Source organism: Capnocytophaga sp. oral taxon 903 (genome assembly GCF_013394785.1).
Lineage (GTDB): Bacteria > Bacteroidota > Bacteroidia > Flavobacteriales > Flavobacteriaceae > Capnocytophaga > Capnocytophaga ochracea.
Genome location: NZ_JABXYW010000002.1, coordinates 441,501 through 466,268, shown reverse-complemented (window position 1 = coordinate 466,268; position 24,768 = coordinate 441,501). Strand labels below are relative to the sequence as shown.

Here is a 24,768-nt window from a genome sequence, read left to right as displayed (position 1 = left end):
AAAACCTGAAACCTGATGCCTAAAACCTACTCTTCTCTGCTAATCTTAAAATGTCGCCAAATACCCCGCGTGCGGTTACCGAAGCGCCTGCTCCTGCTCCTTGTATCACGATAGGGTTATCGCCGTAAGATTCGGTGTAAATCTCAAAAATAGAGTCGGCACCTTTTACCTGACCGAGGGCACTGTTGCGCGGAACCGATACGAGCGATACATCTAACTGTACCGTTTCGGTAGAAGCTAAGTCGCCGTGAAGGTCGCCTACATAACGCAGTACGTGGTCAGGGGCTTGAGCTTCTTTGATTTGCTGATAAGGCGCATTGAACTCGTCTAAACGTTGCAAAAAGTCTTGCACTGAGCCTTCTCTCAAATGTTCGGGGATAAGGTTTTGTATCTTCACATCGGTGAACTCATTACCTAAATCGAGTTCGCGGGCTAAAATGAGCAGTTTGCGACCTACATCATTACCACAAAGGTCTTCACGAGGGTCGGGTTCCGTATAACCACTGTTGATAGCGTGCTGGAGCACCTCGCTAAACGGCTTGTTTTCTGCTGAAAAGGTGTTGAACAGATAGCTGAGCGTTCCTGAGAAAATTCCCTTGATGCGAGTGATGTTCTCGCCCGAATGGTGCAAGAGGCGAATAGTGTCTATCAGTGGTAAGCCTGCCCCTACATTGGTTTCGTAGAGATAAGTTTTTTGGTGTTGTTTGAGGGTTTTACGCAGTTCTTGGTAGAAACCAAACGAAATAGTATTTGCTATTTTATTAGCTGAAACCAAGTCGTAACCGCTCTTGATAAGTGGAATATAGTTGTCTACAAAGGTTTTGCTGGCAGTTACATCTACTGCGATGAGGTTCTCTAAGTGATTTTTATCTACAAAGACTTGCAGAGTGTCGAAGCTATAAGGCACGGCTTCTTTATCGAAGGTAGAGCGCCAATTGTTATTAATTCCTTTTGCATTGGTGAGCAGTTGTTGTGAATTAGCGATAGCAACGATACGCAAACTGATGTTCTTGCGATGGAGTATATTGTCGTGTGCAGCAATCACTTGGTCGATGAGGGTAGCACCTACGGTTCCTTTACCAAAGATTACCAAGTTGATACGGCGTGAAACCCCAAAGATTTCACCGTGAATTACGTTCAATGCCTTGTGGAGTTTTTCGGTTTTGAGTACCAAACTCACATTTCTACCCGTTACGGCATTGTTGATGAGCAAAGGAACGATTTGGTTGCGTATCAGTGCGTTATAAGGGTGATGAAAAGTAGCAAGCGGTTGCCCTACGATAGAAATTACGGCTACATCTTCTACGATGCTCACACTGCTCACATCATTGGTGTAGAAATCGTGTGAGAATTCCTCGTCTATAGCAGCTTTGGCAAGTTTAGCATCTTTAGAAGCTACTACCAAGCCTACTCCGCGCTCCGATGAACCTTGTGAGATGATACTCACACTGATACCTTTTTGTGCGAGGGCTTTAAAAATACGAGCATCTACGCCCACTTTGCCCAAGAGTCCACGACCTTCCATCACGATAAGGGCATTGTCTTTAATTACCGAAATCGATTTGATGCCCTCTTGCACGCTTTCTTGGTGAATGAGCGTGCCGGCGTCTTCACTGTTAAAAGTGTTTTTGATACGCAACGGAATGCCTTTTTCAATGAGTGGGATAATGGTTTTAGCGTGGAGAATAGAAGCTCCAAAGTTAGCTAACTCATTGGCTTCTTCGTAAGAAAGATGACGTATAATTTTGGCTTCGGGTACTAACTCAGGATTGGCAGTGAAGATACCATCGACGTGGGTGTAGTTTTGCAGTTCGGAAGCGTTGAGGTAGTTAGCCAAAAGGGCAGCCGAATAGTTACTGCCATTGCGTCCTAAGGTAGTAGTGTCGCCTTTTTCAGTGGAAGCGATAAAGCCCGTAACCACTGCCACACAATTAGGAGGAATGGTTGCAAAGCGGTCGCGAGTGAGTTTTTCGGATATTGAGTTGATAATTTGTGCATTGCCTACCACAGCATCGGTTTTGAAGATTTCACGACTATCTACAAAGGTACTTTCCAAGCCCTTGCGCTGGAGTAGTGCTACCACGAGCTTAGCCGACATCAGTTCACCTTGTGCCAATACCAAATCTTTGGTCTTAGGGCTGTAGTCTTTCAGTAGCGAAACGCCTTCAAGGAGTTTTTCGAGCAACTGAAATTCAGGCTCAAACGACACACTATCGTTATACTGTTGTTCGTCTTTCAGTTGTTGAAAGTCGGCAGTATAATCCTCGCCTTTACTCGCTTTTTCGAGCAAAGCCTCTAATTCATCGGTAGTGTTGCCTCGTGCTGAAACTACTACTGATATAGGTTCAGTTTTAGCAAGCCCAGCAATGATACTGAGTACCTTTTCAATGCCGTCATTGGCAAGTGATTTTCCACCAAATTTTAATATCTTCATTTGTTTACTTTTTATCTTCTACCTTTTTGAAAGTAACTTCTCCTTTTTTATCATTACGCACCACAAACTCATCTCCTCTAAGTTTTACAATTTTAAAACGACTTACCTCATCTTTAATAGCATTTCCTATATCAAAAAAGCTCATTGGAGTTTTAGTGAGGTAAAATTCTAAATCATAGCATAAATTAAGGTCTATAGATTCCACTTTATACATAGATTCGTGATTATAGGTGAGTAATAAATCACACTTTTCATTCGTCTTAGGTACTTTTATAATCAATTTCCCATTTTCGTCAGTATCACCTCCTGTAGGCGCTCCTTCTTTAAACAGAGAAACATCTACATTCGGTAAAGGCTTCTTTTCTAAATCGTATACTGTTAAGTTTAAAGTGATGTAATCTTTATAATTAGTATAAGGTTTAGCGATATAATATCCAGGGTATTTTACCTCTGTTAAATCGTAATTTAACACTAAAGAATCCTTCGTGAGGGTGTAATGACCTTTGCCATAATGAACAATTCCTAACTCACTTTCCTCAGCATAATCAAAAATGCCATTGCTATAAAACGTGTAGGTATCAGTAGCACAACACTCTATGTGCATTTCTTTCTCCTTTATATAATACTTACCTTCTATTTTTCTCTGCGCAAAAGTAAACGCATATGCACTTATAAAAAATAGCAATAATAAGAGGAGTTTTATATTTGCATTTTGAGCTCCGTTGCTTTTAGCTATAATTTTGAGCTCATTATCCATCAATAATTTATCATCAATCATTAATTAAACACTTTCTTTAAATACTGTTCTAACTGTTTGTGTTCTATCAGGAAAGCATCGTGACCGTGTACGGAGTGGATTTCGTAATAATCTACTGGTTTACCCATTTCACGGAGTTCGGTTACGGTATCGCGGTTCTCTTGAGGAACGAAATACAAATCAGAATCGGTGCTTACGATGGTAATGTGTGCGGTGATAGGCGCTACTGCTTCGGCAAAACTACCGTGTTCTTTTGAAATATCTATCGTTTTTACCAATTGGTTCATTAGTTTGTAGGCGGAGAGTGAAAAGCGTTTGTGTAGCTTCTCTCCGTGGTGCAAAAGCCACGTTTCTACATTGTACAACTGCAACGGAATGTTGGTGGTGCGCTCAAACTTCAATTTTAACGATTGAGGAGTGCGGTAACACAACATCGCGTGGAGACGTGCATCGTGCAAGGGGTGTGTAGAGTTTTTGAGTATCTGCTCTTGCAAGAGGCAGTTGCCTATAATCCAGTCGGTTGCTTTCCAATCGGCAGCTACGATTACCAATTCTTTGAAAAGGGTAGGAGCGAGGGTAGCCATTTCCCAAGCAATACCGCCACCTAACGAGCACCCTACAAGGGCAAATACTTCTTTAAGTCTTAAATGCTCGGTGAGCCCTTGGTTGAAAATGCGCGCTATATCTATACCCGCCCAATGCTCATAGTTAGGAATCATATCTTCTTCGCGTGCTCCAAAACCATTGCCAGGGATATTAAAAGCTACTACCGTGTATTTGAGGGTATCTATCAATTTCCCTTCACCGATGGCTTCTTTCCACCAGCCGTTTTCACCCGTAACTTGTGAATTGCCTGTAAAAGCGTGATTCACCACTACCACCGGAGCTGTGCCTAAGGCTTTTCCAAACACTTGATAATACACCCTAAGAGCGGGAATACGCACCCCACAAGAGGTAACGAAATCAGTAAGAGGGTAATGTAGAATATCGGACATAAAGGCGTTGCGAAATAGTTTATATGAAAAGCATTTAGATATATTTAGAATTATTTTCTTTTTCAGATACTCTAATCGGAAAATAATTCTGTGTTAAAACGCTATTATTTTTATATTGATTTTGAAAGGCGCAAAAGTAAAAATAATTTTCTAAATAGACAAATAGTTTTTATTACATTTATTACAATCATTCAGAAAGGCAAGAGAATTAGGAAATGAGGAAATGAGAGAATGAGGAAATGAGGAAATGAGGAAATGAGAGAATGAGAGAATGAGGTGGAACTACAATTTCGCGCTAGAGGAGGGATTGTTAGTTTATTTAACTTTGGCAAAGTTTGAGATGAAAAAGCGATGTGTTGGGAGGATGTGGAGGATTCGGAAGAAAACGGAAAGGCTCGAAAGAAGAGAGGGAGAAATTTTGGTGAAAAAGGGGTGTAAGATGGGTGGGGTTAGCTTATAGAGAGCTTATAGGAAGCTTATACGAATCTTGGACGATTGGTATAGGAAGGGTATATAAATAGTTGATTCATAATATCATACAGCGATATAAAAAGTGGCAAAAACGGGGTTTCGAGGCGAAAGAAAAGGAATCCTCACCCCGTTCACATACTCTCCTATTCGGAGACTTCTCCCAAGGAGAGGGGAATGTGGTGACGGAAAAAAATAATGAAACATTTCCCTTTACAGATACCCAGCTGTCGATGGCTACCTTTAAAGGGGGGAACTGGGGAGAGTTATTTATTCGGTAAGCCTCGAACCTCCGAAGGGGGACAAGCTGGAAAAGGTGACAAACATCTCCCTAGCCCCTTCAAAAGAGGAGTGTAGGGACGGAAAGAGAATGGGCGGGTTGGGAAATTAGAGAATTAGAAAATTTGGAAATTAGCAAATTTGTTAATTTGCTAATTATTCTTACCTTTGCCCAAAATATGCAACAAAAAAGATGAACAAACTAAATAGGATACTGTTGCTTTTCGCTCTTCACTTTTCGCTCTTTACTTTTGCTCAAGAGAATAACGATGATGGAATGATAAGCACCCCACAAACGGCTACTGCTACCGATACGGAGGCAGACCTGCACTACCTCGAAGACCAATTTTACTTCGGTCTTACTTATGACTATTTGGCTGGTAAAGCAAATAACGTGGTGCAACACAACCTTTCAAGGGGGATTCACGTAGGTTTCATTCGCGACCTACCTATGAACAAAGCGCGTAATATAGGCTTTGGGGTGGGCATAGGCTATGCTTACGATTTGGTGTACAACAATATGGTGGCTAACAAAACGGTTTCGGGCGTGAGCTATGAAATAGTAGAACGTTTCAGCGACCGGAACATCACTCGTAATTTCTTCGAGACGCATTCGGTAGAAATACCCGTAGAGTTTCGCTTTCGCACCTCTACTCCTTACAGTCATAAGTTTTGGCGTGTGTATACAGGAGCGCGTTTTGCCTATATTTTCAGCGGTAGAAGTCTGTATACTGCCGATGGTGTTTCTATAGCTTTTCAGAACTCCGATATAGCTTATACGTTTCAGGTAAAGCCTTTTATTGCCTTTGGGTATAACGCCTTGAACTTCTATGTGCAGTACAATGTTACTCCCTTGCTGAAAGATGCTAAAACTACTGATGGTACGAGTCTCAAATCGAATGTGTTACAATTAGGATTACTTTTTTATATTTTATAATGGACGACCTAATTACACGTTGGCGACTCATCTTGGGTCAGGATTTGAATGCTTTGGGTGAGGTATCGCTCAATGAGCAACAATCGCTGATGGACGCCACGCTGGCTGCCCTCTACGACGATACCGAAGGCAACGGTAATAATGGAGGTAAACGCTCGGCAGGCTTAGGTAGTTCGTCACCCAACTTAGCTAAGTGGCTCACCGATGTGCGTTCGTTCTTTCCTCCCGATGTGGTAAGTGTGATTCAAAGCGATGCCATTGAGCGCAAAGGACTCACCAAACTACTATTTGAACCTGAAACCCTTAAAAACGTAAAGCCCGATATCTCTATGGTGGGCACTTTGATGGCACTCAAAGGGCAAATACCTGCCAAATCTAAAAACACCGCACGCGAACTGGTGAAAGAGGTAGTTGATGAGATTATGAAGCGTATGGAGCAAGACCTACGCCGTGCTGTTACCGGTGCGCTCAACAAAAAAGCGCATACGCCTATTGCCAACTTCTCGTCGACCGACTGGAAGCGCACAATTCAGCGGAACCTCAAGAACTACGATACCGCTACCAAGCGACTTATTCCTGAAAAGTTTTATTTTTTTGAACGCACCCAGCGCCAAAAGAACTGGACAGTGATTTTAGACATCGACCAGAGTGGTTCGATGTGTGATTCGATTATATATTCGTCAGTAATGGGGTCTATCTTTGCGAGTATGCCAGCCCTTGATACACACGTGGTAGTGTTTGATACAGAAGTAACCGACCTTACGGAAGTCTGTCGTGAAGATCCTGTGGATATGCTTTTTGGGGTACAGTTAGGAGGAGGGACTGACATTAATAAATCGGTGGCGTATTGCCAAACACTTATTGAGAATCCGCGCAAAACGATGTTTATTCTCATTTCTGACCTCTATGAAGGAGGTGTACGCGCTGGACTCTTGCGTCGCCTGAACGAGATGCACCAAGATGGCGTAAAGGTATTGGTGCTCTTAGCCCTTTCTGACAGCGGTCGCCCTGATTACGATGAGAAACTCGGTAAAGAAATCAGCAAACTCGGCATCGCCTGCTTTGCCTGTACACCTGACCGCCTGCCCGAACTCGTAGAGAACGCCCTCAAAGGGAATGACCTGAAGAAATTTGAGAGTGCAAGTCGCACAGACAAGGAAATTTGAGACAATTAGCCAATTTGGCAAAGTTGAAAAACAGTTACCTAAATAATGAAACTATTCTCTTTATTATATATTATCACTATTTTCTCTTATACGCAAAATACTTGTACGCAGAAGGGCATTATAGACGCAATGACCCCTTTTAGCACTGAACAAGGCAGAAAATCTCCATTGATAAAAGCTAAAATAAATATCAATGAGAAAGATATTTCGCCTTTGCTAATGCAAAAGACACCTTATCTCGGTTTTATAGGGGCAGACAAAAAGCGATTGAGGATTGACTTTACAGTTCAAAAACAAGGAAAGCGCACTTATACAATGAAAGGCAGTACTATGGTAGATAAGAACAAGCGTACTTTTGAAGGGAACATCACTGTTGATACACTATACGCTTTTGCGCTACCTTCCTATGGAGTAGATGATGAGTACAAGGGGAAAGTGAGAGAAGAAGGCATCGTTATTGCTACCTATGAACTGAAAGAAGACCTTAAACAGAGTGCTACGGGTGTTTTTAAAGGAAAGCTATTCGTTAAATGGTATGTAGATAACAAAAACCGATTTTTGTATGACTATATAGATGACGATTCCGACGCTTATTTTAACAACAGCTTTCTCGGCACTTGGACGAGCTATAAAACGGGCAAAAGCAAGCCTTGTAATTGGGGGTTACACCGTATTCCTTGCGCAGGCGATTTAGACGGTGGAGCTGCTGAGTTTATGCCTACTGAAAAATATTACGAATATGGTTGGAAAAACTATATTCCTTAACTCTTAACTTTTAATATTTAACTCAATGAAAAAACATTCTAAAGTTTGGAACGAAACTAAAACACACGACTCTTGGTCAATTTTTAAAATAATGGGAGAATTTGTACACGGCTATGAGCAGATGAGCTCCATAGGGCCTTGTGTATGTATTTTTGGTTCGGCACGTATTAAGCCTGAAACACCTTATTACGAACTCACTGTGCGTATTGCCCAAAAGATAGTAGATGAAGGCTTCGGTATTATAACCGGCGGTGGGCCTGGTATTATGGAGGCGGGCAACAAAGGTGCACACCTGAATAAAGGTGTATCGGCAGGACTGAATATTGATTTACCTTTTGAACAGACGAATAACTCTTATATCGACCACGACAAGAATATTAAATTTAACTACTTCTTTGCGCGTAAGGTGATGTTTGTAAAGTATTCTAAGGCATTTGTAGCAATGCCTGGGGGCTTTGGTACCCTCGACGAACTCTTTGAGACCCTCACTCTCGTGCAAACTTATAAAATAGACAAAATTCCTATTATTTTAGTCGGTACAGATTATTGGAGCGGACTTGTAGACTGGATAAAGAAGATATTATTAGAGAAATTTAATAATATTAGTGCTGAGGATTTGGATTTGTTTCACTTAGTAGATACTGAAGACGAAGTGATTAAAGTCATTGAAGATTTCTACAACAACAAACAACAGTTAAAACCAAATTTTTAGAAAATATTCCCTATATTTGCACTTTAATTTAAACAGTGACTATGAAGAAGTTTTTCTCTTTATTACTTTTTAGCTTTTACTTGTTACCTGTTACCTTAACGGCACAGCAAGGCGGTATGTGGATTCCTTCGCTTTTGGAGGGTATGAACGCCAGAGAAATGAAGTCCTTAGGTATGAAAATGTCGGTGAGCGATATTTATAGCGTCAATAAGTCGAGCTTGAAAGACGCCGTGCCTCATTTCAATGGAGGCTGTACTGCCGAAATGATTTCGGATAAAGGGCTACTGCTCACTAATCACCATTGTGGTTACGGACAGATACAAGCGCATTCCTCAGTGCAAAACGATTACCTTACCGATGGTTTTTGGGCTAAAAATCTATCGGAAGAGTTGCCTAACAAGAATTTAGAAGTTACTTTTATTGTACGTATTGAAGATGTTACCCCAAAAGTACTCGCCGATACTCAAAACCTAAGTAGTGAGAGCGTTCGCGCCTCTCAGATAGAACGCAATATTGCCTCTTTGGTGAAAAACTCGCCTAAAGAAGCGTGGCAAGAGAATCGGGTTCGTGCTTTCTACGAGGGCAATCAGTATATTCTTTTTGTAGTAGAAACTTTTAAAGATGTGCGTTTAGTAGGTGCACCGCCTTCGGCTATAGGCAAATTCGGTTCGGATACCGATAATTGGGTATGGCCTCGCCATACGGGGGACTTCTCGCTTTTCCGTGTATACGCCGGTAAAAACAACCGCCCCGCAACCTATTCCAAAGACAACGTGCCCTATCGCCCCAAACACTTCTTTCCTATCTCGTTAAAAGGCGTGAAAGCAGGCGATTTTACAATGGTCTTCGGTTATCCAGGTCGTACTGAAGAATATTTACCTGCCGTAGCAGTGGAACAAATTGTGAATGTACTGAATCCTGCTAAGATAGGCATTCGCGATGTGGTGCTCAAAGTGCAAGATGGCTTTATGCGCAACAGCAACGAAATAAAAATAAAATACGCCTCTAAATACGCCAGCGTTGCCAACTATTGGAAAAAGTGGATAGGTGAAACACAAGGGTTGAAAAAATCGGATGCGGTAGCTATCAAACGCGCTCAAGAACAGAAATTTCAAAAAGAGATAGAAAAAGCAGGTAAAACAGCTGAATATGGTTATATTTTACCTCAGTTTACTGAAAAATACGCTCAAATACAAGACTATGCTTTGGCAGTAGACCTCTTTTCGGAGTTGGTACAGCGCAATATCGACTTGCTGGCAAATGGCTATAAAATCCTTCAATTGCAAAATGCGCTGCACGAGAAAGGAACACAATCGTTCAACGACCGCAAGAAGAACCTTTTAAACAACTTTGAAACGGTATTTAAAAACTACGATGTGAATGTAGATAAAGCCGTATTTGAAAAAACAGTAGTGTATTATGCTCAGGCGATGCCTAAAACCCTACTCTCGCCTAACTTACAGCAGTTTGAGATACACACACTGGCTGACAAACTCTATAAAGAGTCGTTTTTGGCTTCTAAAACCGAAATGGAAAAAGTACTCAACCTATCCGATGAAGCTTTTGAAAGGCGCCTCAAAAATGACATAGGCGTACAATTTGTACAGCAAATTGTCGCTCATTTCTACGGAGCTGTAGTGCCTACTTACCGACAGTTGGACAGCGAGATTAGCGCCTTACAACGTACTTATATGAAAGCTATCTTGGAGTTCTCGAAACCTCAAGACCGCATTTTCCCTGATGCCAATAGCACTTTGCGCGTTACTTATGGCAAGGTAGCGGGTTACTCACCTTCGGATGCTATAACCTATGATTATATGACTTATTTAGACGGTGTAATGGAGAAATACGTGCCTAACGACTACGAATTTAATGTGCCCGCCAAACTGCGCGAGCTCTATGAGAAAAAAGACTATGGTATTTACGGCAAAAACGGCAAGATGCCTGTGTGTTTTATAGCAACCAATCATACCACGGGAGGCAACTCGGGCAGTCCTGCGATAGACGCACAAGGTAACCTTATCGGTCTCAATTTCGACCGCGTGTGGGAAGGCACAATGAGCGATATCCACTACGACCCTAAAATATGTCGCAATATTATGGTAGATATTCGCTATGTGCTGTTTATCATCGATAAATACGCCGGAGCAGGATATTTGCTAAATGAGATGAAGATAGTGAAATAATGGGTTAATGATGAGTTGAAAAACTCTGCCAAAGTCTTTCGGAGTTTACTGAAAAAGGAGATTGAAAAATTACCCTAAAAATACAGGAGAATACCAATTTAAAGAAAATGCACTCATTAATAAAGGCAAGAGCTTTCATTATTACAAAGTAGGAAATAAAGAAATTGTAGCTATGTATATTCCACATCTTTGAGCAACCAACTCGATTATCAAACAGGTGTATAATGAATTAAAAGAAGTTTTTAATTTGTAAAACGGCTTGTTGTGTTACGGCAAAAAAAACTCCAGTACAGTCTTTCACTATACTGGAGTTTTATATTTGCCCGTGCGGCTCGCACTTTTGCCCGTGTGGCTCGCACCGTCATTCGTAACTCGTAACTCGTCTCTCGTCATTCGTCATTAGACTATAGTTCTTTTCTGAGGCGTGCTACAGGTATATCCATTTGTTCGCGGTATTTCGCGATAGTGCGGCGTGCAATGGGGTAACCTTTCTCTTTGAGGAGCTGTGCCAATTCATCATCGGGGAGGGGTTTACTCTTGTCTTCCTTAGCGATGATATGTTGTAATATCTGCTTGATTTCACGGGTAGAAACATCTTCTCCTTGGTCGTTCTTCATAGATTCTGAAAAAAAATCTTTAATGAGCTTGGTACCGTAAGGCGTAGTTACGTATTTACTGCTCGCTACTCGCGAAACGGTAGAGATATCCATACCTACCTTGTCGGCAATATCTTTGAGAATAAGCGGTTTTATTTTCAGTTCATCACCTGTGAGGAAGTATTCGCGTTGGTGCTCCATAATAGCATCCATCGTGATGAGGAGTGTTTGTTGTCGCTGACGAATAGCATCTATAAACCACTTAGCAGAATCCAACTTCTGTTTGATAAAGAACACTGCTTCTTTTTGTGAATTGCTCTTTTCCTTACTCTTCTTATAAGTATCGAGCATAGTACTATATTCCTTAGAAACGTGTAGTTCAGGGGCATTGCGTCCGTTGAGGGAGAGTTCCAACTCGTTATCTACCACTTTTACAGTAAAATCAGGGATAATTTGTTCTATATGCACATTGTTGCCCACGTAGGAACTTCCAGGTTTGGGATTCAGACGTTCCACCTCTTGCACTGCTTCTTTTAGTTGTTCTTCAGTTACCAAAAAGCGCTGTTGCAGTTTGGCATAATGCTTTTTAGTAAACGCCTCAAAGGCTTCGGTAAGCATTTCGATTGCCAAGCTTATAGCAGGTGTTTGTTTTTTGCGGCGCAGTTGTATAAGTAAGCACTCTTGCAAGTCCGATGCACCTACTCCTGCAGGGTCTAATTGGAAAATAATCTGTTGGCGTATTTGCTCTACGTGATCTTCTTCGGTATAGATATTTTGAGTGAAAGCTAAGTCGTCGGTAAGGTCTTGAATAGAGCGACGTATATAGCCTGTATCGTCTATGCTACCCACGAGGAACTCAGCGATGAGGTAATCTTCATCGGAGAGGGTAAAGGTGTTTAATTGGTTGATAAGAGATTGGTGAAACGATACCTCTGCGCTGAAAGGAATATCGCGATCCTCATCGTCGTCGCTATAGTTATTGGTGTGTAAGCGATAGTCGGGTATTTCGTCATCGCTGAGGTATTCATCGATGTTGATATCGTCCATATCAATTACATCGTTGTCATTATATTCATCGGCAGAGTTGTCGAACTCATCGTGAAACTCATCGATGGCATCTTCTTCGCGTCCTGATTCTAAGGCGGGGTTTTCTTCCATCTCTTGTTTCACCCGTTGTTCAAAGGCAAGAGTGGGGAGTTGCACGAGTTTCATCAGCTGTATTTGCTGAGGTGAGAGTTTCTGTGAGAGTTTAAGTTGTAAATTCTGTTTGAGCATTTCTTATGAGATAGGGCGCAAAGGTACGAAAATTATTTCTTTTTTATAATCCCCTTGACAATATGTCTTATTTTTTGTTTTTTCTTACGGGTGTGATAGCTTCTGTTAACGTAAAAGAGAAGTCCTGCCAATCCTATAAAAATAACACCTAAAACAATTCCTAAATAAAGGGAAGATAGAAAAGTATTGAGATATAAAATCACTACACAAACGATTAAATTGATGAGTGCTAATAGTACACTTGCTTGTGAGTGTGACAGTTTCATATAGTCAATCATCACGTGGTGGATATGACTGCGGTCGGCTTTAAAAGGTTGTCCGTGACGCAATAGGCGAGTGGTGAACACGCGGGTAGTATCAAAAAAAGGAATGAAAATAATTGCAAGAAGAACCCATATTTTATTTGTGGGGTGTATAATAGCACTTTCTAAGGCTTCAGTGTTTAGAGCAAAGAATTTAATAGCGAGAACTGCGATGAGAAAGCCTGCAATCATAGAGCCTGTATCTCCCATAAAAACGCGTTTCCTTACCGATAGATTATAGCGTAAAAAGGCTAATAAAAAACCTATACATAGAATTGATAATAGGAAGTAGTAGTACAGTTGAGCATCGTAGAAAACGTAGGCAAAAATGCCAAAAATCACAATACCTACCATTGCAGCTGAGCCGTTAATACCATCGATAAGATTGTAAGAGTTTACAATCATCATCATCATACCACAGCTCATAAATATAGAGAGCCAATATGGAATATCAGTAATGCCTAAAAAATTATCGAGAGTAGTGATTTTAAGCCCAGTTCCTAAAAAAAGCATTAGGGTAGCTATAATTTGACCTATAATTTTAGTACTAGGATTTACACCTACGAGGTCATCTTTTAAGCCAACGAAAAAGAGTACACCTACACCAGATAAGATGTTAATACCTACATTGTCATTATCGAAAAAACGGAGTAAAAAGAGAGTAAAAACTAAACTTACGAAGAAAGAAATACCCCCTAAGGTAGGTGTTTTTTCTTTATGTGAACTACGTGCATTAGGTTTATCCATTAGGTTTTTGTACTTTGACACGTATATAATACTTGGCAAAGAAAAATATGCTACTCCCAAAGAGAGTAGAAAAACGCATATGGTAGTAAACCCTAAATTTTCTGAAAAGAAAGTAGTTATCATATTATAAAGGCAATATTTTGGTGCAAAATTAATAAATATACTTTAAACGAACAAGAAGAATACTGTTAGTTATTTACAATAGGTCAAGTACATCAAAATTAAACCTCAAAGAACCAATGTTTATAGTATCTAATTTGCATTATTGTTTTAGTGGTTCATATCTATGCTTCGCTACTCCAGCGATGTTTTTCACGTCCCACTGTATAGTCCGCACAAAAGGTTTTTCTCTAAAGGGACAGTCGATAGCGCATATTTCGCAAGAAAAAGGCTTGCAATAGTCTAAGTGAAAGTTGAATTCTATCGTTCTATCTACTTTTTCTGCTAACAGATGAATCACCTTTTCCATCTCTTGGTGGGCTTCTTTTAGCGAATAGTAGTAAGGCAGAGTGATATGTGCATCAATGTGCAGGTGTGCCCCAAACTGCTGAATGCGCATATTGTGAATGTCTATCCACTCGATTTTACGGTTAGCTTGCAGTATTTTTACTATTTCGAAAAAGAGGGCTTCATCGCGCTCGTCCATAATACCGCTGAGGGCTTTGCGCACTATCTTCCAGCCTATTACTATGATATAACTACCAAAACCAATAGCGATTAGAGGGTCGAGCCATAACCAACCGGTGAAATGCACCAATAGTAAACTCAATACAATAGCCGAAGTCGCAAAAGTATCCGATTGCAGATGTTTACCCGCACTCATCAGTACTAACGAGTTTTCTTTCTTTCCCTTTTTATAAGAAATATACCCCATAGCGTAATTCACTATGGCGGTAGACCCGAAAAGGGCAATCCCCCAGCCTAATTTATCAAGATGTATTCCCTTTATGAGTGATGAAAAGGCTTCGATGAGAATAAGTACCCCAGCGATGGCGATGAGCATTCCCTCAATGCCAGCGGTAACAAACTCTACCTTGCCGTGCCCATAAGGGTGGTCGGTATCGCGAGGTTTGTTGCAGAGGTATAGCGAATAGAGCCCCATAAAGGTGGCAATAATATTCACAATGCTCTCCATCGTGTCCGAAAAGATAGCGTTAGAATTGGTAATGTACCACGCTATCAACTTCACGATGAAGAGCAATATTCCTATAAAAGTAACGAGCTTCTGAAACTGAAAACTTTTCACCCTCTAATTTCTGATTTCTACTTCCTAACTTCTAAACTCTAACCTCCGCTGCCTCCAACAAGAAATTGTGCATATCGGTATTGCGCATAAAAGGTTTAAGTCGCTCGCTACCTGGCCCATACATTGCCAATTCGGTGTAATCCGATGAGTGATCCATACTTATCCAGCCTACCGAAGTATGTGCTTTTTGTATTTCGGCAAACAATCGGTAAGGCAGGTGTTTGTAGTTGTACAAGCCGTCTTCTTTTCTTTCGGTTTTAGCATAATAGCTTAAGAGTTCTTTAGCTTGTTCCTCACTGATGTTCATTCCACCGCAGTATTGAGCAACGTGCTCACGCACTTTGGCTACCGAGTCGTTAGAGTTGATTTGTTGCAATATCCAGTCGTTAGAATGGGTGAAGTTTTGTAATCTGTCAAAATTGTTGTTACACTCTTTGCCATAGATGAGTCCAGGGTTGGCATTGCCGTGGTCAGAAGTAAGCACTACAAGAGTGTTGCCATCAGCTTTTGCAAAATCGAGGGCTACTTTTATAGCCTCGTCAAAAGCTACTTGGTCGTACAACAAAGCCCCTATATCATTGCCGTGTGCCGCCCAGTCTACTTTGCCGCCTTCTACTTGTATTACAAAGCCATTAGGGTGACTTTTAAGTTGGTCGATAGCCTTAGCGGTCATCTCCGCAAGAGTAGGCGATTTAGCTTGTTCTTCACTGCTTTGAGCACGGTCGATAGAGTAGGGGAGTGCATCTTCAGCAAAGAGCCCATAGAGAGGTTTATTAGTAGGTGCTTTCAGCATTTCACCGCGAGTGCGAGCTACCGTATAACCTTTCTTTTTGAGAACAGCAAAGAGGTCTTTCTTGTCCTTGCGATGGGCAGGGTCGAAGTATTTGCTACCGCCACCCAACATCACATCGAAGCCTAATTCGGTGTAGTTGAGGGCTATCTCGTCCATAGCATTACGACTTTTACTCCACGTACAGAAGCCTGCCGGAGTGGCGTGGTTTACCATTACGGTAGTGATACAACCCACTTTCTTGCCTGCTTTTTTGAACTTTTGCAAGATAGGCATATTCTCTTTGCCATCTGGACTGATATTTAGGCTACCGTTCTTTACACGTACGCCACCGCCCCAAGACGAACTCGCTGCTGAGGAGTCGGTGACTACTGAACTTGCTGATGCCATATCCATTACGGCGCGCTGTGCGAGGTTACTTTCGTACAATCCTATCCAGCTGGAAGGGCGACCGAATTTGCGTTTTAGATACAGGTCAGCCATTACCAAAGTGCCGAAACTCATACCATCACTCACCATAAAGATGATGTTTTTAGTGCGTTTGTTTTTATGGGCTTCCCCAAGGGTTTGCGCTTGTAAATCAAAGGAAGGCAATACTAAGCCTCCTAAAGCTGCTAAAGCCCCACGTTTAAAAAATGCTCTTCTTTTCATATCTTGTTAATTGTTAATTATCAATTGTTAATTGTTAAAGCGTTCCACCCTTTTGCTATAATCGGTATAAACTGTCCTGCACGGGTGACGAGGTTTACCCCTTCGCTTTTATCGGTAATGTAACCTATGACCGTGAAATTAGGATTGCCTTTTATCTTATCGTAATCTGCTTGGGCAATAGTAAACAGCAGTTCGTAGTCTTCACCGCCACTTAGGGCTATGGTAGTGCTATCTAAATTGAACTCCTCACAAGTGCTAATCACTTGTGGGTCAAGCGGTATTTTGTCTTCATATAACCTACAACCTACCCCCGATTGTTTGCAAATGTGCAATATCTCTGACGACAATCCGTCGCTTACATCCATCATAGCAGTAGGTTTTACACCTAATTGTTTGAGCAGTGGCGGAATGTCCTTGCGGGCTTCGGGTTTGAGCTGGCGTTCCAAAATGTAAGAATACATCTCTATATCGGGTTGAGAGTTTGGGTTTACCTGAAAAACAGCTTTTTCGCGTTCCAATATCTGCAAACCCATATAGGCACCCCCTATATCGCCCGTCAGTACCACAAGGTCGTTAGGTTGCGCTCCGTTGCGATATACTAAGTCCTTTCCATTAGCTTCACCTATCGCCGTTACCGAGATGATAAGTCCGCGTGTAGACGAGGTTGTGTCGCCTCCTACTAAGTCTACCTTATAATGCTCGCAGGCTAAGCGAATACCCGCATAGAGTTCTTCTAAGGCTTCCAACGGAAAGCGATTGGATACCGCTATCGATACGGTTATCTGGGTAGCCGTAGCGTTCATCGCATAGATATCCGATACGTTCACTACTACCGACTTGTATCCTAAATGCTTCAGCGGTACATAGCTAAGGTCGAAATGTACACCTTCAATAAGCAGGTCGGTAGAGACGACAGTTTTTTTATTTTTAAAATCCATTACCGCCGCATCGTCGCCTACGCCTTTAAGAGTGGAAGGATTGTGAATTTCAAATCCCTTCGTTAGGCGGTCGATGAGTCCAAATTCACCCAAATCGGCTAATGAGGTACGGTGAGGCGTTTTATCTTCTATCATTTAGCAAAATAGTTTAAAGCAATTACCACCCCAAGGTGCATTCCCTCGTGAGTATTGTTGAAATGTATCGCATCTTCAATGCAGGTAAGCGCATAGCCATAGCTAGTAGTGTAAGGAGTAAAATTAGTGAATACCCCACGCTCGTAGTCGGCTTGCAGTTGTTTTTGGGTACTGATGAGCAGACTGCGCAATTCTTGAATTTCCTCAGCGGTAGGAATGTGTCCATCGGGATAAGTACCTTTTTTATAAGTATCTACAAAAGTTTCAGGTACAACAAAATTGAGTCCTGATAGCTTGTAGCAGAGTATTTGTTGTTGTGCCACGCAGTGAGCGATGTTCCACCAGATGTTATTATGAAATCCTGTGGGGATTTGCGCTAACTGTTCAGGACTTACATTCTCCAAATAAGTTAAAAGATTGTTGCGGGTTGCCACGTGTAAGGCAAATACTTGTTCTGTCATATAGTTGTTAGTTTTTTGTCGTTAGTTATTATCATTAGTGTCAATTGAGAGTAGGAGAATTAATGTATTGTTTCACTGTAAATTATATAACTCATCTATAATGATTATCGCCAATTCCTCCTTTCGAGGGTTATCAGCAATTGCCAACTAAGTGAATTATAGAGTAGGTTTCTTTTGATTTTCCGTCATATTCCCTCCTAGTGCCTATGGCCTAAGGCCTATTGCCTTTTCTCTTTCTTTCGCCCCGAAACCCTGTTTTTAACATTTTTAGCACTGTTATATCGTGTTATAAGTCAATTACTTATGTGCCCCTTCTATACCAATCGTCCAAGATTCGTATAAGCTTCCTATAAGCTCTCTATAAGCTAACCATACCCTCCTTACACCTCTTTTTCGCCAAAATCTCTCCCAACCCTCTTCTGAAATCTTCCGTTTCCTTCCGATAGCTCAAATATGTCACTTTTAGGGGTATACACTTTGCCAAAGTTTCAAACTTTGGCAAAGTTGAATAAACTGATTGTCACCTCCTAAAAAAGGTTGTCATAATTAATTATTGTTTTATTAGTCAAATTTTCCAATTCTCTCATTTTCTAATTTCCTCATTTCCTCATTCGTCAATAATTCATAACTATCATCCAAAGGCAAAGGTACAAAAAATACTTCGAAGAAAGAAAAGAATTTCAAAAAGATTTGTATTTTTGCCCGCAAATTTATAAAGAATATTATGTATCAACTGATTAAACAGACACATTCACTATGTGCTTATTTAGTATTGGCAGTGCTTATCATAGCAGTTATCAATGCGCTTATGGGATTTTTTGGCAAAAGAAAATACTTTGGAATAAAAGACCTCCGCTTGAGTTTGTTTGCTTTGGTATTCTCTCATATACAATTATTATTGGGCTTATTAGTCTATGTAACTACCCCTCGTTTGCAGATGTGGAGTGAGGGGGCTAAAGTGGTGATGAAAGACAGCTTATTGCGCCAATTATTAGTGGAGCACCCTATAATGAATATCATTGCAGTAACGCTGATTACTGTGGGCTGGGTAAAACTTAAAAAACAGACAGAAGTGCGCAAGATGTATGGAAAAATAGCCTTGTTTTACGGCATTGCAGTGGTGTGCTTGCTCTCGATGATTCCTTGGAAGCTATGGTGGTTTGTATAAGAAAAAAAGTCCGATAATAATATCGGACTTTTCCATTAACCAACCAAAACTTTAAATTATGAAAACTATTATTTGAAGTTTTACAATGAGCTACCACCCTCATTGCGCTGACAAAGGTACGGCAAATTTTTGAATTACCAAAGAAAAAATCGATTTTAACAAAACTTTATTACTGTTTTAACGATACTTTTACACGGCAAAAGAGAGCGTTAAGCGGTGATGTTGAGGTTTATATATTTAGAAATCAGTAATATATTTGCTCCTGCCGGATAATAGTAAGATTACATTAAATGAAACTCCTGAAATACACCTTTTGGCTCTTGTGGAAGAGCTGGTTTTACTTGCTTGTACTCATTCTTATTCTCCTGTGGTTGCCCTTGTTGTTTATTCTTACAGCACGGGCAGAATGGTATCGCTCATTTTATTGGGTAGCCCGAAACTTATGGGCAACGCCTATATTGTATGGAATGGGCTTTTTACCGAAAATACACAGGGAATATACCGTGCCTAACAACCGCCATAGCTATATGCTAGTCGCCAATCATTACAGTATGATGGACATAATGCTGATGTTCTACTGTAGTAAAAATCCGTTTGTATTTGTAGGGAAGAAGGAACTGAGCAAGACGCTATTGTTTGGTTATTTCTACAAACGTGTTGCCATAATGGTAGATAGAAAGAGTCCGCAGAGTAGGAAGGAGGTTTATGCCCAAGCGATGGAGAGAATAAAGGCAGGGCTGAGTATTTGTATTTTCCCCGAAGGAGGTGTCCCCGATGATGAGAGTATAGTACTCGATAGTTTTAAAGACGGGGCTTTTCGCATTGCTATACAGTGCCAAATCCCCATAGTGCCAATGGTATTCTACGATACTAAAAAACGCTTCCCCTTCCGCTTCTTTGCCGGCAGTATGGGCACAATGCAAGTAGATATATTGCACTCTATTCCTACCCAAGGCAAAACCCTTGACGATAAAGACGCTTTACGTGAAGAAGTACGTTCTCTTATTTTACAACGCCTTACCGTTGCATAAGTCGGGCGACATATTTACCAATCACATCGAATTCTAAATTTACAACACTACCTATTTGTAAGTATTGCAGATTGGTATGTGCTAAAGTATAGGGGATTACTGCTACACTAAAACTATGGGAAGTCGCATCTATTACCGTTAGACTTACACCATTCACAGTAATAGAGCCTTTTTCAATTACTACATTACCCGTAGAAGGGTCGTACTCAAAAGTAAAACGGGTGCTACCGGCTTCTTCTTGGATAGCACTACAAGTACCCGTTTGGTCGATGTGACCTTGCACGATATGTCCGTCTAAGCGTGTGTTGAGAAGCATACCGCGCTCTAAGTTTACCGCATCACCTACTTGCAAACTGCCCAAGTGGGTTTTGGCAAGAGTTTCTGCAATAGCGGTTACTCGGTATACATCGCCATCGATAGCCACTACCGTAAGGCATACCCCATTATGGGCAACACTTTGGTCTATTTTTAGTTCATTTGTAAACGAACTTTTTACGTATAAATGCAGATTTGCCTCTTCGCGTTCTATCTGCACGATTTTACCTATTTCTTCTATAATTCCTGTGAACATAAAGTTAATTAGCAAATTTTCTCATTCTCTTATTTCCTCATTTTCTAATTTTCTAATCCAGTTCCCCTGTCAATTCTGCAAACGCTACATTGGCTCTTTTGCCTTCATATAACACTTTGTAGACAGCATCGAGTATAGGGGTGCGACTCGGTTTTTCTTGATTTTTATTAATGAGGTAAGCGCTTTTGGTGGCGTAATAGCCTTCGGCTACCATATTCATTTCAGCCATTGTACTCTTTACTGTATAGCCTTTACCTATCATCGTGCCGAACATACGGTTGCGACTGAAAAGCGAGTAGGCGGTTACGAGTAAATCACCTAAATAAGCGGAGTTGTTAATATTTCGTTTGATTTTGTAAATATGCTTGATATAGCGTCGCATCTCGCGAATAGCGTTGCTCATCAACACACTTTGGAAGTTATCGCCATAGCCCAATCCGTGGGCAATACCCGCAGCAAGGGCATAAATGTTCTTCAGCATAGCAGCGTATTCAATACCTACCACATCGTCGGATATTTTGGTCTTCACATAATGGCGTTTCATAGCTTCAGCCATAAAGCGCGCTTTTTCTTCGTCGAGACAGGCAATAGTGAGGTACGACAGACGTTCGAGGGCTACCTCTTCGGCGTGGCAAGGACCTGCTATAACGCCTATCTGTGCATAAGGTACGTGATGTATTTTGTTGAAATACTCACCTACTATAAGTCCGCTCTTAGGTTCGATACCTTTGATAGCAGAAAATATATTTTTATTAGATAGCGGTTCGGTGAGTTTTTCTAATTCTTCGTTCAAGAAAGCTGAAGGGATAGAAAAGACGACATAATCGCTAAAAGCTACCGCCTCGTTGATGTCGTTAGTGAGGCGTAGCTTACTGATGTTCAAGTGTACATCGCTGAGGTAGTTAGGGTTGTGTTTAGTCGCTTTGATGTGCTCAATAGCCTGTTCATTGCGCATATACCAACACACTTGGTCGATATTGGCGGTAAAAATCTTAATCAGAGCCGTTGCCCAACTCCCTCCTCCGATAACTGATATTTTGGTTTCCACAATTCTTAGCTATTATTATTTTGGGGCAAAGGTACGAAAATAATGCTGTATTACCAAAAAGTGCCTACTAAAACCACAGAGCAAACATACCAAAAGAGGAAATATAGCTTATGCTATAGAAATTATGTAAAAATCGATTAAATAATTAAGCAAAAGATTCACTTTTCTGTACCGCCAGGTGTATTTCTTTTTTTAAAGAAAATTTCGAGCCTTTGATTTAAGTTGTTACTTATTTTAAGTACAACAAGTTTAAACACTAGAACGAGTGATGTAAGGAGATAGTAGCACCATAAGTTCAATTAATGTTCGATTATAATTCGATTAACCTTTATTGTAGAGCCACTGTAGAGCCACTGTAGAGCCACTGTAGACCCACTATAAAACCACTGTAGTTCCGTTTAAGGTTTGTTAAAAGTCCGTCATACGTCTCGCAGAGCAACTGCGCAAAATTATGAAGTATAGGTCAGTTCGAGACTTTCAGGTAGCTTGCTACCTATTTGTTTGATTTGTAAGATTTCTGTAGCGTAAGCTACACTCTCCTCACATCGAAAGTACTTCTTTTTTAAGAAAATTTCTTGCCTTTGGTCTAAAAAACTCACATTTGTCAATTCTCAATTGTCAATTGTCAATTGAGCAATGTATTCTCCGTTTTTTTCTTCGATGTTGTATTGATGTTTTTTAGGATAAAGAAGTGTTAGGCGTTTCTTTAAGTTTTCAATGCCAATACCTGAGTTATACAAACTTTCTTGTTTAGGAATTATAGTGTTCTCACTTCTAAATATTACCTTATTCTCTTCCACTCTCAAGCTAAACGACAATTCTGTTGCCTCAGTCGCCGATACACCGTGCTTAAAAGCGTTTTCCACCAAGCTGATAAACAGCAAAGGCGCTATGGTGAGTGGGGGTAGTTGCTTCGGGAAATCTACCCGTACAGTAGTTTTATCAGTCAGGCGCAACTGCATTAAGCTGATGTACTGTTGCAAGAAATCCACTTCCTCTGCAAGGCTAATCTGCTTTTGGTCACTGTTTTGCATAAAGTGACGCATCAGCTTGCTAAGGCTATGCACGCTCTGTTGTGCCTTTTGAGGATCAAACTCTATAAGCGAATAGATATTGTTGAGTGCGTTGAAAAAGAAATGTGGTTGAAGTTGGTATTTCAGTTGGGTAAGGTCGGCTTGTAACTTGTGTGCTTGGGCTTCTTTCTGAGCGATTTCCAAAGAAAAGTTGCGTTGTGCATAGCGTATTGCCATTGCAAAGACTACTGGTAAGAGGTTCGATAAGAAATCAAAATAGACAAAAGCGTGGAAAGGAGGTATTCTGCGTCCATCTTTGCGGGGATTAAAGTACGAAAAAAGCTCATATTTGCTGTACGAAATACATAAAATGAGTGCCACTGCTACTAATATAAAAAGTATATATCGTTTTTTAAACCACAGTTTATCAATAAGCCAATAGAAACTGATGTAGAACAAAAACATCAAAAAAGGCAATGATATAAGCGAACGATAAAGTGCCTCCTCAAATCGGTGATTGCTTTCGGAGATAAAAATAAGGGCAGGCAAAATACAAACCACTGCCCAAGAGGCTATGTGTGTTAAAAATTTCATTCTTTATACTTTGATGTTTTTAAATAACTTTCTGTAAAACTCTTGATGATTTCAGAAGAATAGTCTCCTCCTTTGGCATAAGAGATACCCATAACTTCTAAAGCTATAGCTTGGCACTGCTCATCATTAATAGTAATGGCTTTGCTATCTAATATTTCTCTAACAATAACCATACATTTTTGCAGGTCTTCTGTTGTAGCATAAGGAGGTAAAGTTATATTCATCTGTTTTTATTATTTTTAATTGCCTGTTTCTCTCGCACTATTCGTATCTGAGAGCGCTAATAGGTTCTAACTCGGCTGCTTTGCGGGCAGGATACCAACCGAAGAATACCCCTGTAATGGTACATACTAAGAAGGATATTACAATAGAATACAAGGTGATACTCACTGGCCAGCCTATGAACAGCGATACGCCTACGGTAGCTAATAAGCCAATAATTACGCCTAATACACCCCCTGTGATGCTAATAAGCACCGACTCGATAAGGAATTGCGCCAAAATATCCTTGCCCTTAGCTCCAATAGCCATACGCAAGCCTATCTCCTTAGTGCGCTCTTTTACTGATACGTACATAATATTCATAATGCCTATTCCCCCTACGATGAGCGAAATGCTGGCAATAGCTACCAATAACACGGTAAGCATCTCGCTGGTAGAGCTAAACGTACTGATGAGCTCCTGTTGTGAAAACACGTTGAAATCATTTTCTTGTGTAGCCGAAAGGTTATGCGTGCCCTCCAAAATCTTCTTGACTTGGTTTACTGCATTCTCCGACTGACTTTCATTGAGCACCGAAGCCACAATACTTTGCAAGAAAGTTTGTGCCAAAATACGCTTTTGTACCGTAGTATAAGGGGCGATAATCACATCGTCTTGGTCTTGACCAAAGTTGCTCTCACCTTTTTTGGTAAGTACGCCAATTACTTTAAAAGAAATATTCTTAAAGCGTATGGTTTGCCCAATAGGGTTTTCGCCGTTAGGAAAGAGGTTCTTAGCTACCGTTTGTCCTATCACGGCTACTTTGGCAAAGTTAGTAATTTCATCTTCACCAAACATACTCCCCTCTGCTACACTCCACTCCCGTATGGGCAAGTATTCAGTATTCACTCCGTAGATAGAGGTAGGCCAGTTGTTGCCCCCTGCTATACTTTGTCCATTGCCACTTACTACCGGCGATACATATTTCAGTAGGGTACCTTCTCTTTTGAGGGCTTCGTAATCCGTCATTTTCAGCGATTGCATATCGCTCATACTCATACGCACCCCGCCCATCATACCCGCACCAGGGCGGATATTGAGCATATTGGTACCCATTTTAGAGATATTCTCCTTGATACTCTTTTTAGAACCCTCGCCAATGGCAAGCATCGTTATCACTGAGCCCACCCCAATGATGATGCCCAGCATTGTAAGCATCGCCCTTGTTTTGTTGAGCAAGAGGGCACGCCACGCTATTTTAAAAAGGTTTTGTATATTCATTTGCTTTTAGGTGTTAGGTTT

21 protein-coding genes are annotated in these 24,768 nt (G+C 40.9%); 7 read left to right on the top strand and 14 right to left on the bottom strand.

Going from position 1 to position 24,768, the window contains the following annotated elements; genetic code table 11:
- Window positions 1-19: 19 nt before the first annotated feature.
- Genes thrA through HW279_RS01895 form a run of 3 tightly spaced genes read right to left on the bottom strand, consistent with a single transcriptional unit; the run spans window position 20 to window position 4,186 of the window.
- Complete coding sequence (gene thrA, locus HW279_RS01905; RefSeq protein ID WP_178957753.1) at window positions 20-2,434, bottom strand: bifunctional aspartate kinase/homoserine dehydrogenase I; 2,415 nt, start codon at window positions 2,432-2,434, stop codon at window positions 20-22.
- Window positions 2,435-2,438: 4 nt separating this feature from the next.
- Window positions 2,439-3,212, bottom strand: coding sequence for a hypothetical protein (locus HW279_RS01900; RefSeq protein WP_178957752.1), 774 nt, complete (start codon window positions 3,210-3,212; stop codon window positions 2,439-2,441).
- A complete protein-coding gene (locus tag HW279_RS01895; RefSeq protein ID WP_178957751.1) occupies window positions 3,212-4,186 on the bottom strand; it encodes an alpha/beta fold hydrolase in 975 nt (324 codons plus the stop codon). Before HW279_RS01895 ends, HW279_RS01900 begins: the two co-directional genes overlap by 1 nt.
- Window positions 4,187-5,126: 940 nt before the next feature.
- Between HW279_RS01895 and HW279_RS01890 the strand changes: the two genes are divergently transcribed.
- The 5 genes from HW279_RS01890 to HW279_RS01870 are packed head-to-tail and all read left to right on the top strand — an operon-like array spanning window position 5,127 to window position 10,699.
- Window positions 5,127-5,870 (top strand): outer membrane beta-barrel protein, encoded by a 744-nt coding sequence (locus tag HW279_RS01890; RefSeq protein ID WP_178957750.1) that lies wholly within the window; start codon window positions 5,127-5,129, stop codon window positions 5,868-5,870.
- Window positions 5,870-7,036: a VWA domain-containing protein gene (locus tag HW279_RS01885; protein WP_178957749.1), complete on the top strand. Its 1,167-nt coding sequence runs from the start codon at window positions 5,870-5,872 to the stop codon at window positions 7,034-7,036. Before HW279_RS01890 ends, HW279_RS01885 begins: the two co-directional genes overlap by 1 nt.
- 45 nt (window positions 7,037-7,081) lie before the next feature.
- The gene (locus tag HW279_RS01880; protein ID WP_178957748.1) at window positions 7,082-7,801 is read left to right on the top strand and encodes a hypothetical protein; all 720 of its coding nucleotides are present in this window, start codon (window positions 7,082-7,084) and stop codon (window positions 7,799-7,801) included.
- 25 nt (window positions 7,802-7,826) lie between these two features.
- Window positions 7,827-8,513, top strand: a complete 687-nt coding sequence (locus HW279_RS01875) for a TIGR00730 family Rossman fold protein (protein WP_178957747.1) — start codon at window positions 7,827-7,829, stop codon at window positions 8,511-8,513.
- A gap of 41 nt (window positions 8,514-8,554) precedes the next feature.
- Window positions 8,555-10,699 (top strand): S46 family peptidase, encoded by a 2,145-nt coding sequence (locus tag HW279_RS01870; RefSeq protein WP_178957746.1) that lies wholly within the window; start codon window positions 8,555-8,557, stop codon window positions 10,697-10,699.
- A 404-nt stretch (window positions 10,700-11,103) separates the two neighbouring features.
- On the opposite strand, the gene rpoN is transcribed toward HW279_RS01870, so the two are convergent.
- From rpoN to HW279_RS01840, 6 genes are all read right to left on the bottom strand, one after another.
- Entirely contained in the window at window positions 11,104-12,570 is a 1,467-nt protein-coding gene (rpoN, locus tag HW279_RS01865; RefSeq protein ID WP_178957745.1) for an RNA polymerase factor sigma-54, read from the bottom strand.
- Between the two features lie 32 nt (window positions 12,571-12,602).
- Window positions 12,603-13,742 (bottom strand): glycosyltransferase family 4 protein, encoded by a 1,140-nt coding sequence (locus HW279_RS01860; RefSeq protein WP_178957744.1) that lies wholly within the window; start codon window positions 13,740-13,742, stop codon window positions 12,603-12,605.
- A 139-nt stretch (window positions 13,743-13,881) separates the two neighbouring features.
- On the bottom strand, window positions 13,882-14,865 hold the full coding sequence (locus HW279_RS01855; protein ID WP_178957743.1) for a cation diffusion facilitator family transporter: 984 nt from the start codon (window positions 14,863-14,865) through the stop codon (window positions 13,882-13,884).
- Window positions 14,866-14,896: 31 nt separating this feature from the next.
- On the bottom strand, window positions 14,897-16,306 hold the full coding sequence (locus tag HW279_RS01850) for an alkaline phosphatase (protein WP_015781717.1): 1,410 nt from the start codon (window positions 16,304-16,306) through the stop codon (window positions 14,897-14,899).
- Between the two features lie 20 nt (window positions 16,307-16,326).
- Window positions 16,327-17,379 (bottom strand): thiamine-phosphate kinase, encoded by a 1,053-nt coding sequence (gene thiL / locus HW279_RS01845; RefSeq protein WP_178957742.1) that lies wholly within the window; start codon window positions 17,377-17,379, stop codon window positions 16,327-16,329.
- Complete coding sequence (locus tag HW279_RS01840) at window positions 17,376-17,840, bottom strand: DinB family protein (protein WP_009417788.1); 465 nt, start codon at window positions 17,838-17,840, stop codon at window positions 17,376-17,378. The genes thiL and HW279_RS01840 overlap by 4 nt, the downstream gene beginning before the upstream one ends.
- Before the next feature lie 724 nt (window positions 17,841-18,564).
- On the opposite strand from HW279_RS01840, the gene HW279_RS01835 reads away from it, so the two are divergent.
- Entirely contained in the window at window positions 18,565-19,008 is a 444-nt protein-coding gene (locus tag HW279_RS01835; protein WP_178957741.1) for a hypothetical protein, read from the top strand.
- A 290-nt stretch (window positions 19,009-19,298) separates the two neighbouring features.
- A complete protein-coding gene (locus HW279_RS01830) occupies window positions 19,299-20,039 on the top strand; it encodes a lysophospholipid acyltransferase family protein (RefSeq protein ID WP_178957740.1) in 741 nt (246 codons plus the stop codon).
- Here the strand turns inward: HW279_RS01830 and HW279_RS01825 are convergent.
- The 5 genes from HW279_RS01825 to HW279_RS01805 all read right to left on the bottom strand — a co-directional run bounded on the left by HW279_RS01825 (window position 20,026) and on the right by HW279_RS01805 (window position 24,747).
- Window positions 20,026-20,610 (bottom strand): riboflavin synthase, encoded by a 585-nt coding sequence (locus HW279_RS01825; protein WP_009419228.1) that lies wholly within the window; start codon window positions 20,608-20,610, stop codon window positions 20,026-20,028. The two genes, HW279_RS01830 and HW279_RS01825, sit on opposite strands and share 14 nt — an antisense overlap.
- A gap of 52 nt (window positions 20,611-20,662) precedes the next feature.
- Window positions 20,663-21,658, bottom strand: a complete 996-nt coding sequence (locus tag HW279_RS01820; protein ID WP_178957739.1) for an NAD(P)H-dependent glycerol-3-phosphate dehydrogenase — start codon at window positions 21,656-21,658, stop codon at window positions 20,663-20,665.
- A 611-nt stretch (window positions 21,659-22,269) separates the two neighbouring features.
- A complete protein-coding gene (locus tag HW279_RS01815) occupies window positions 22,270-23,265 on the bottom strand; it encodes a sensor histidine kinase (protein ID WP_178957738.1) in 996 nt (331 codons plus the stop codon).
- Window positions 23,262-23,489, bottom strand: a complete 228-nt coding sequence (locus tag HW279_RS01810; RefSeq protein WP_009410383.1) for a hypothetical protein — start codon at window positions 23,487-23,489, stop codon at window positions 23,262-23,264. Before HW279_RS01810 ends, HW279_RS01815 begins: the two co-directional genes overlap by 4 nt.
- A 37-nt stretch (window positions 23,490-23,526) precedes the next feature.
- The gene (locus tag HW279_RS01805; protein ID WP_178957737.1) at window positions 23,527-24,747 is read right to left on the bottom strand and encodes an ABC transporter permease; all 1,221 of its coding nucleotides are present in this window, start codon (window positions 24,745-24,747) and stop codon (window positions 23,527-23,529) included.
- Window positions 24,748-24,768 lie beyond the last annotated feature (21 nt).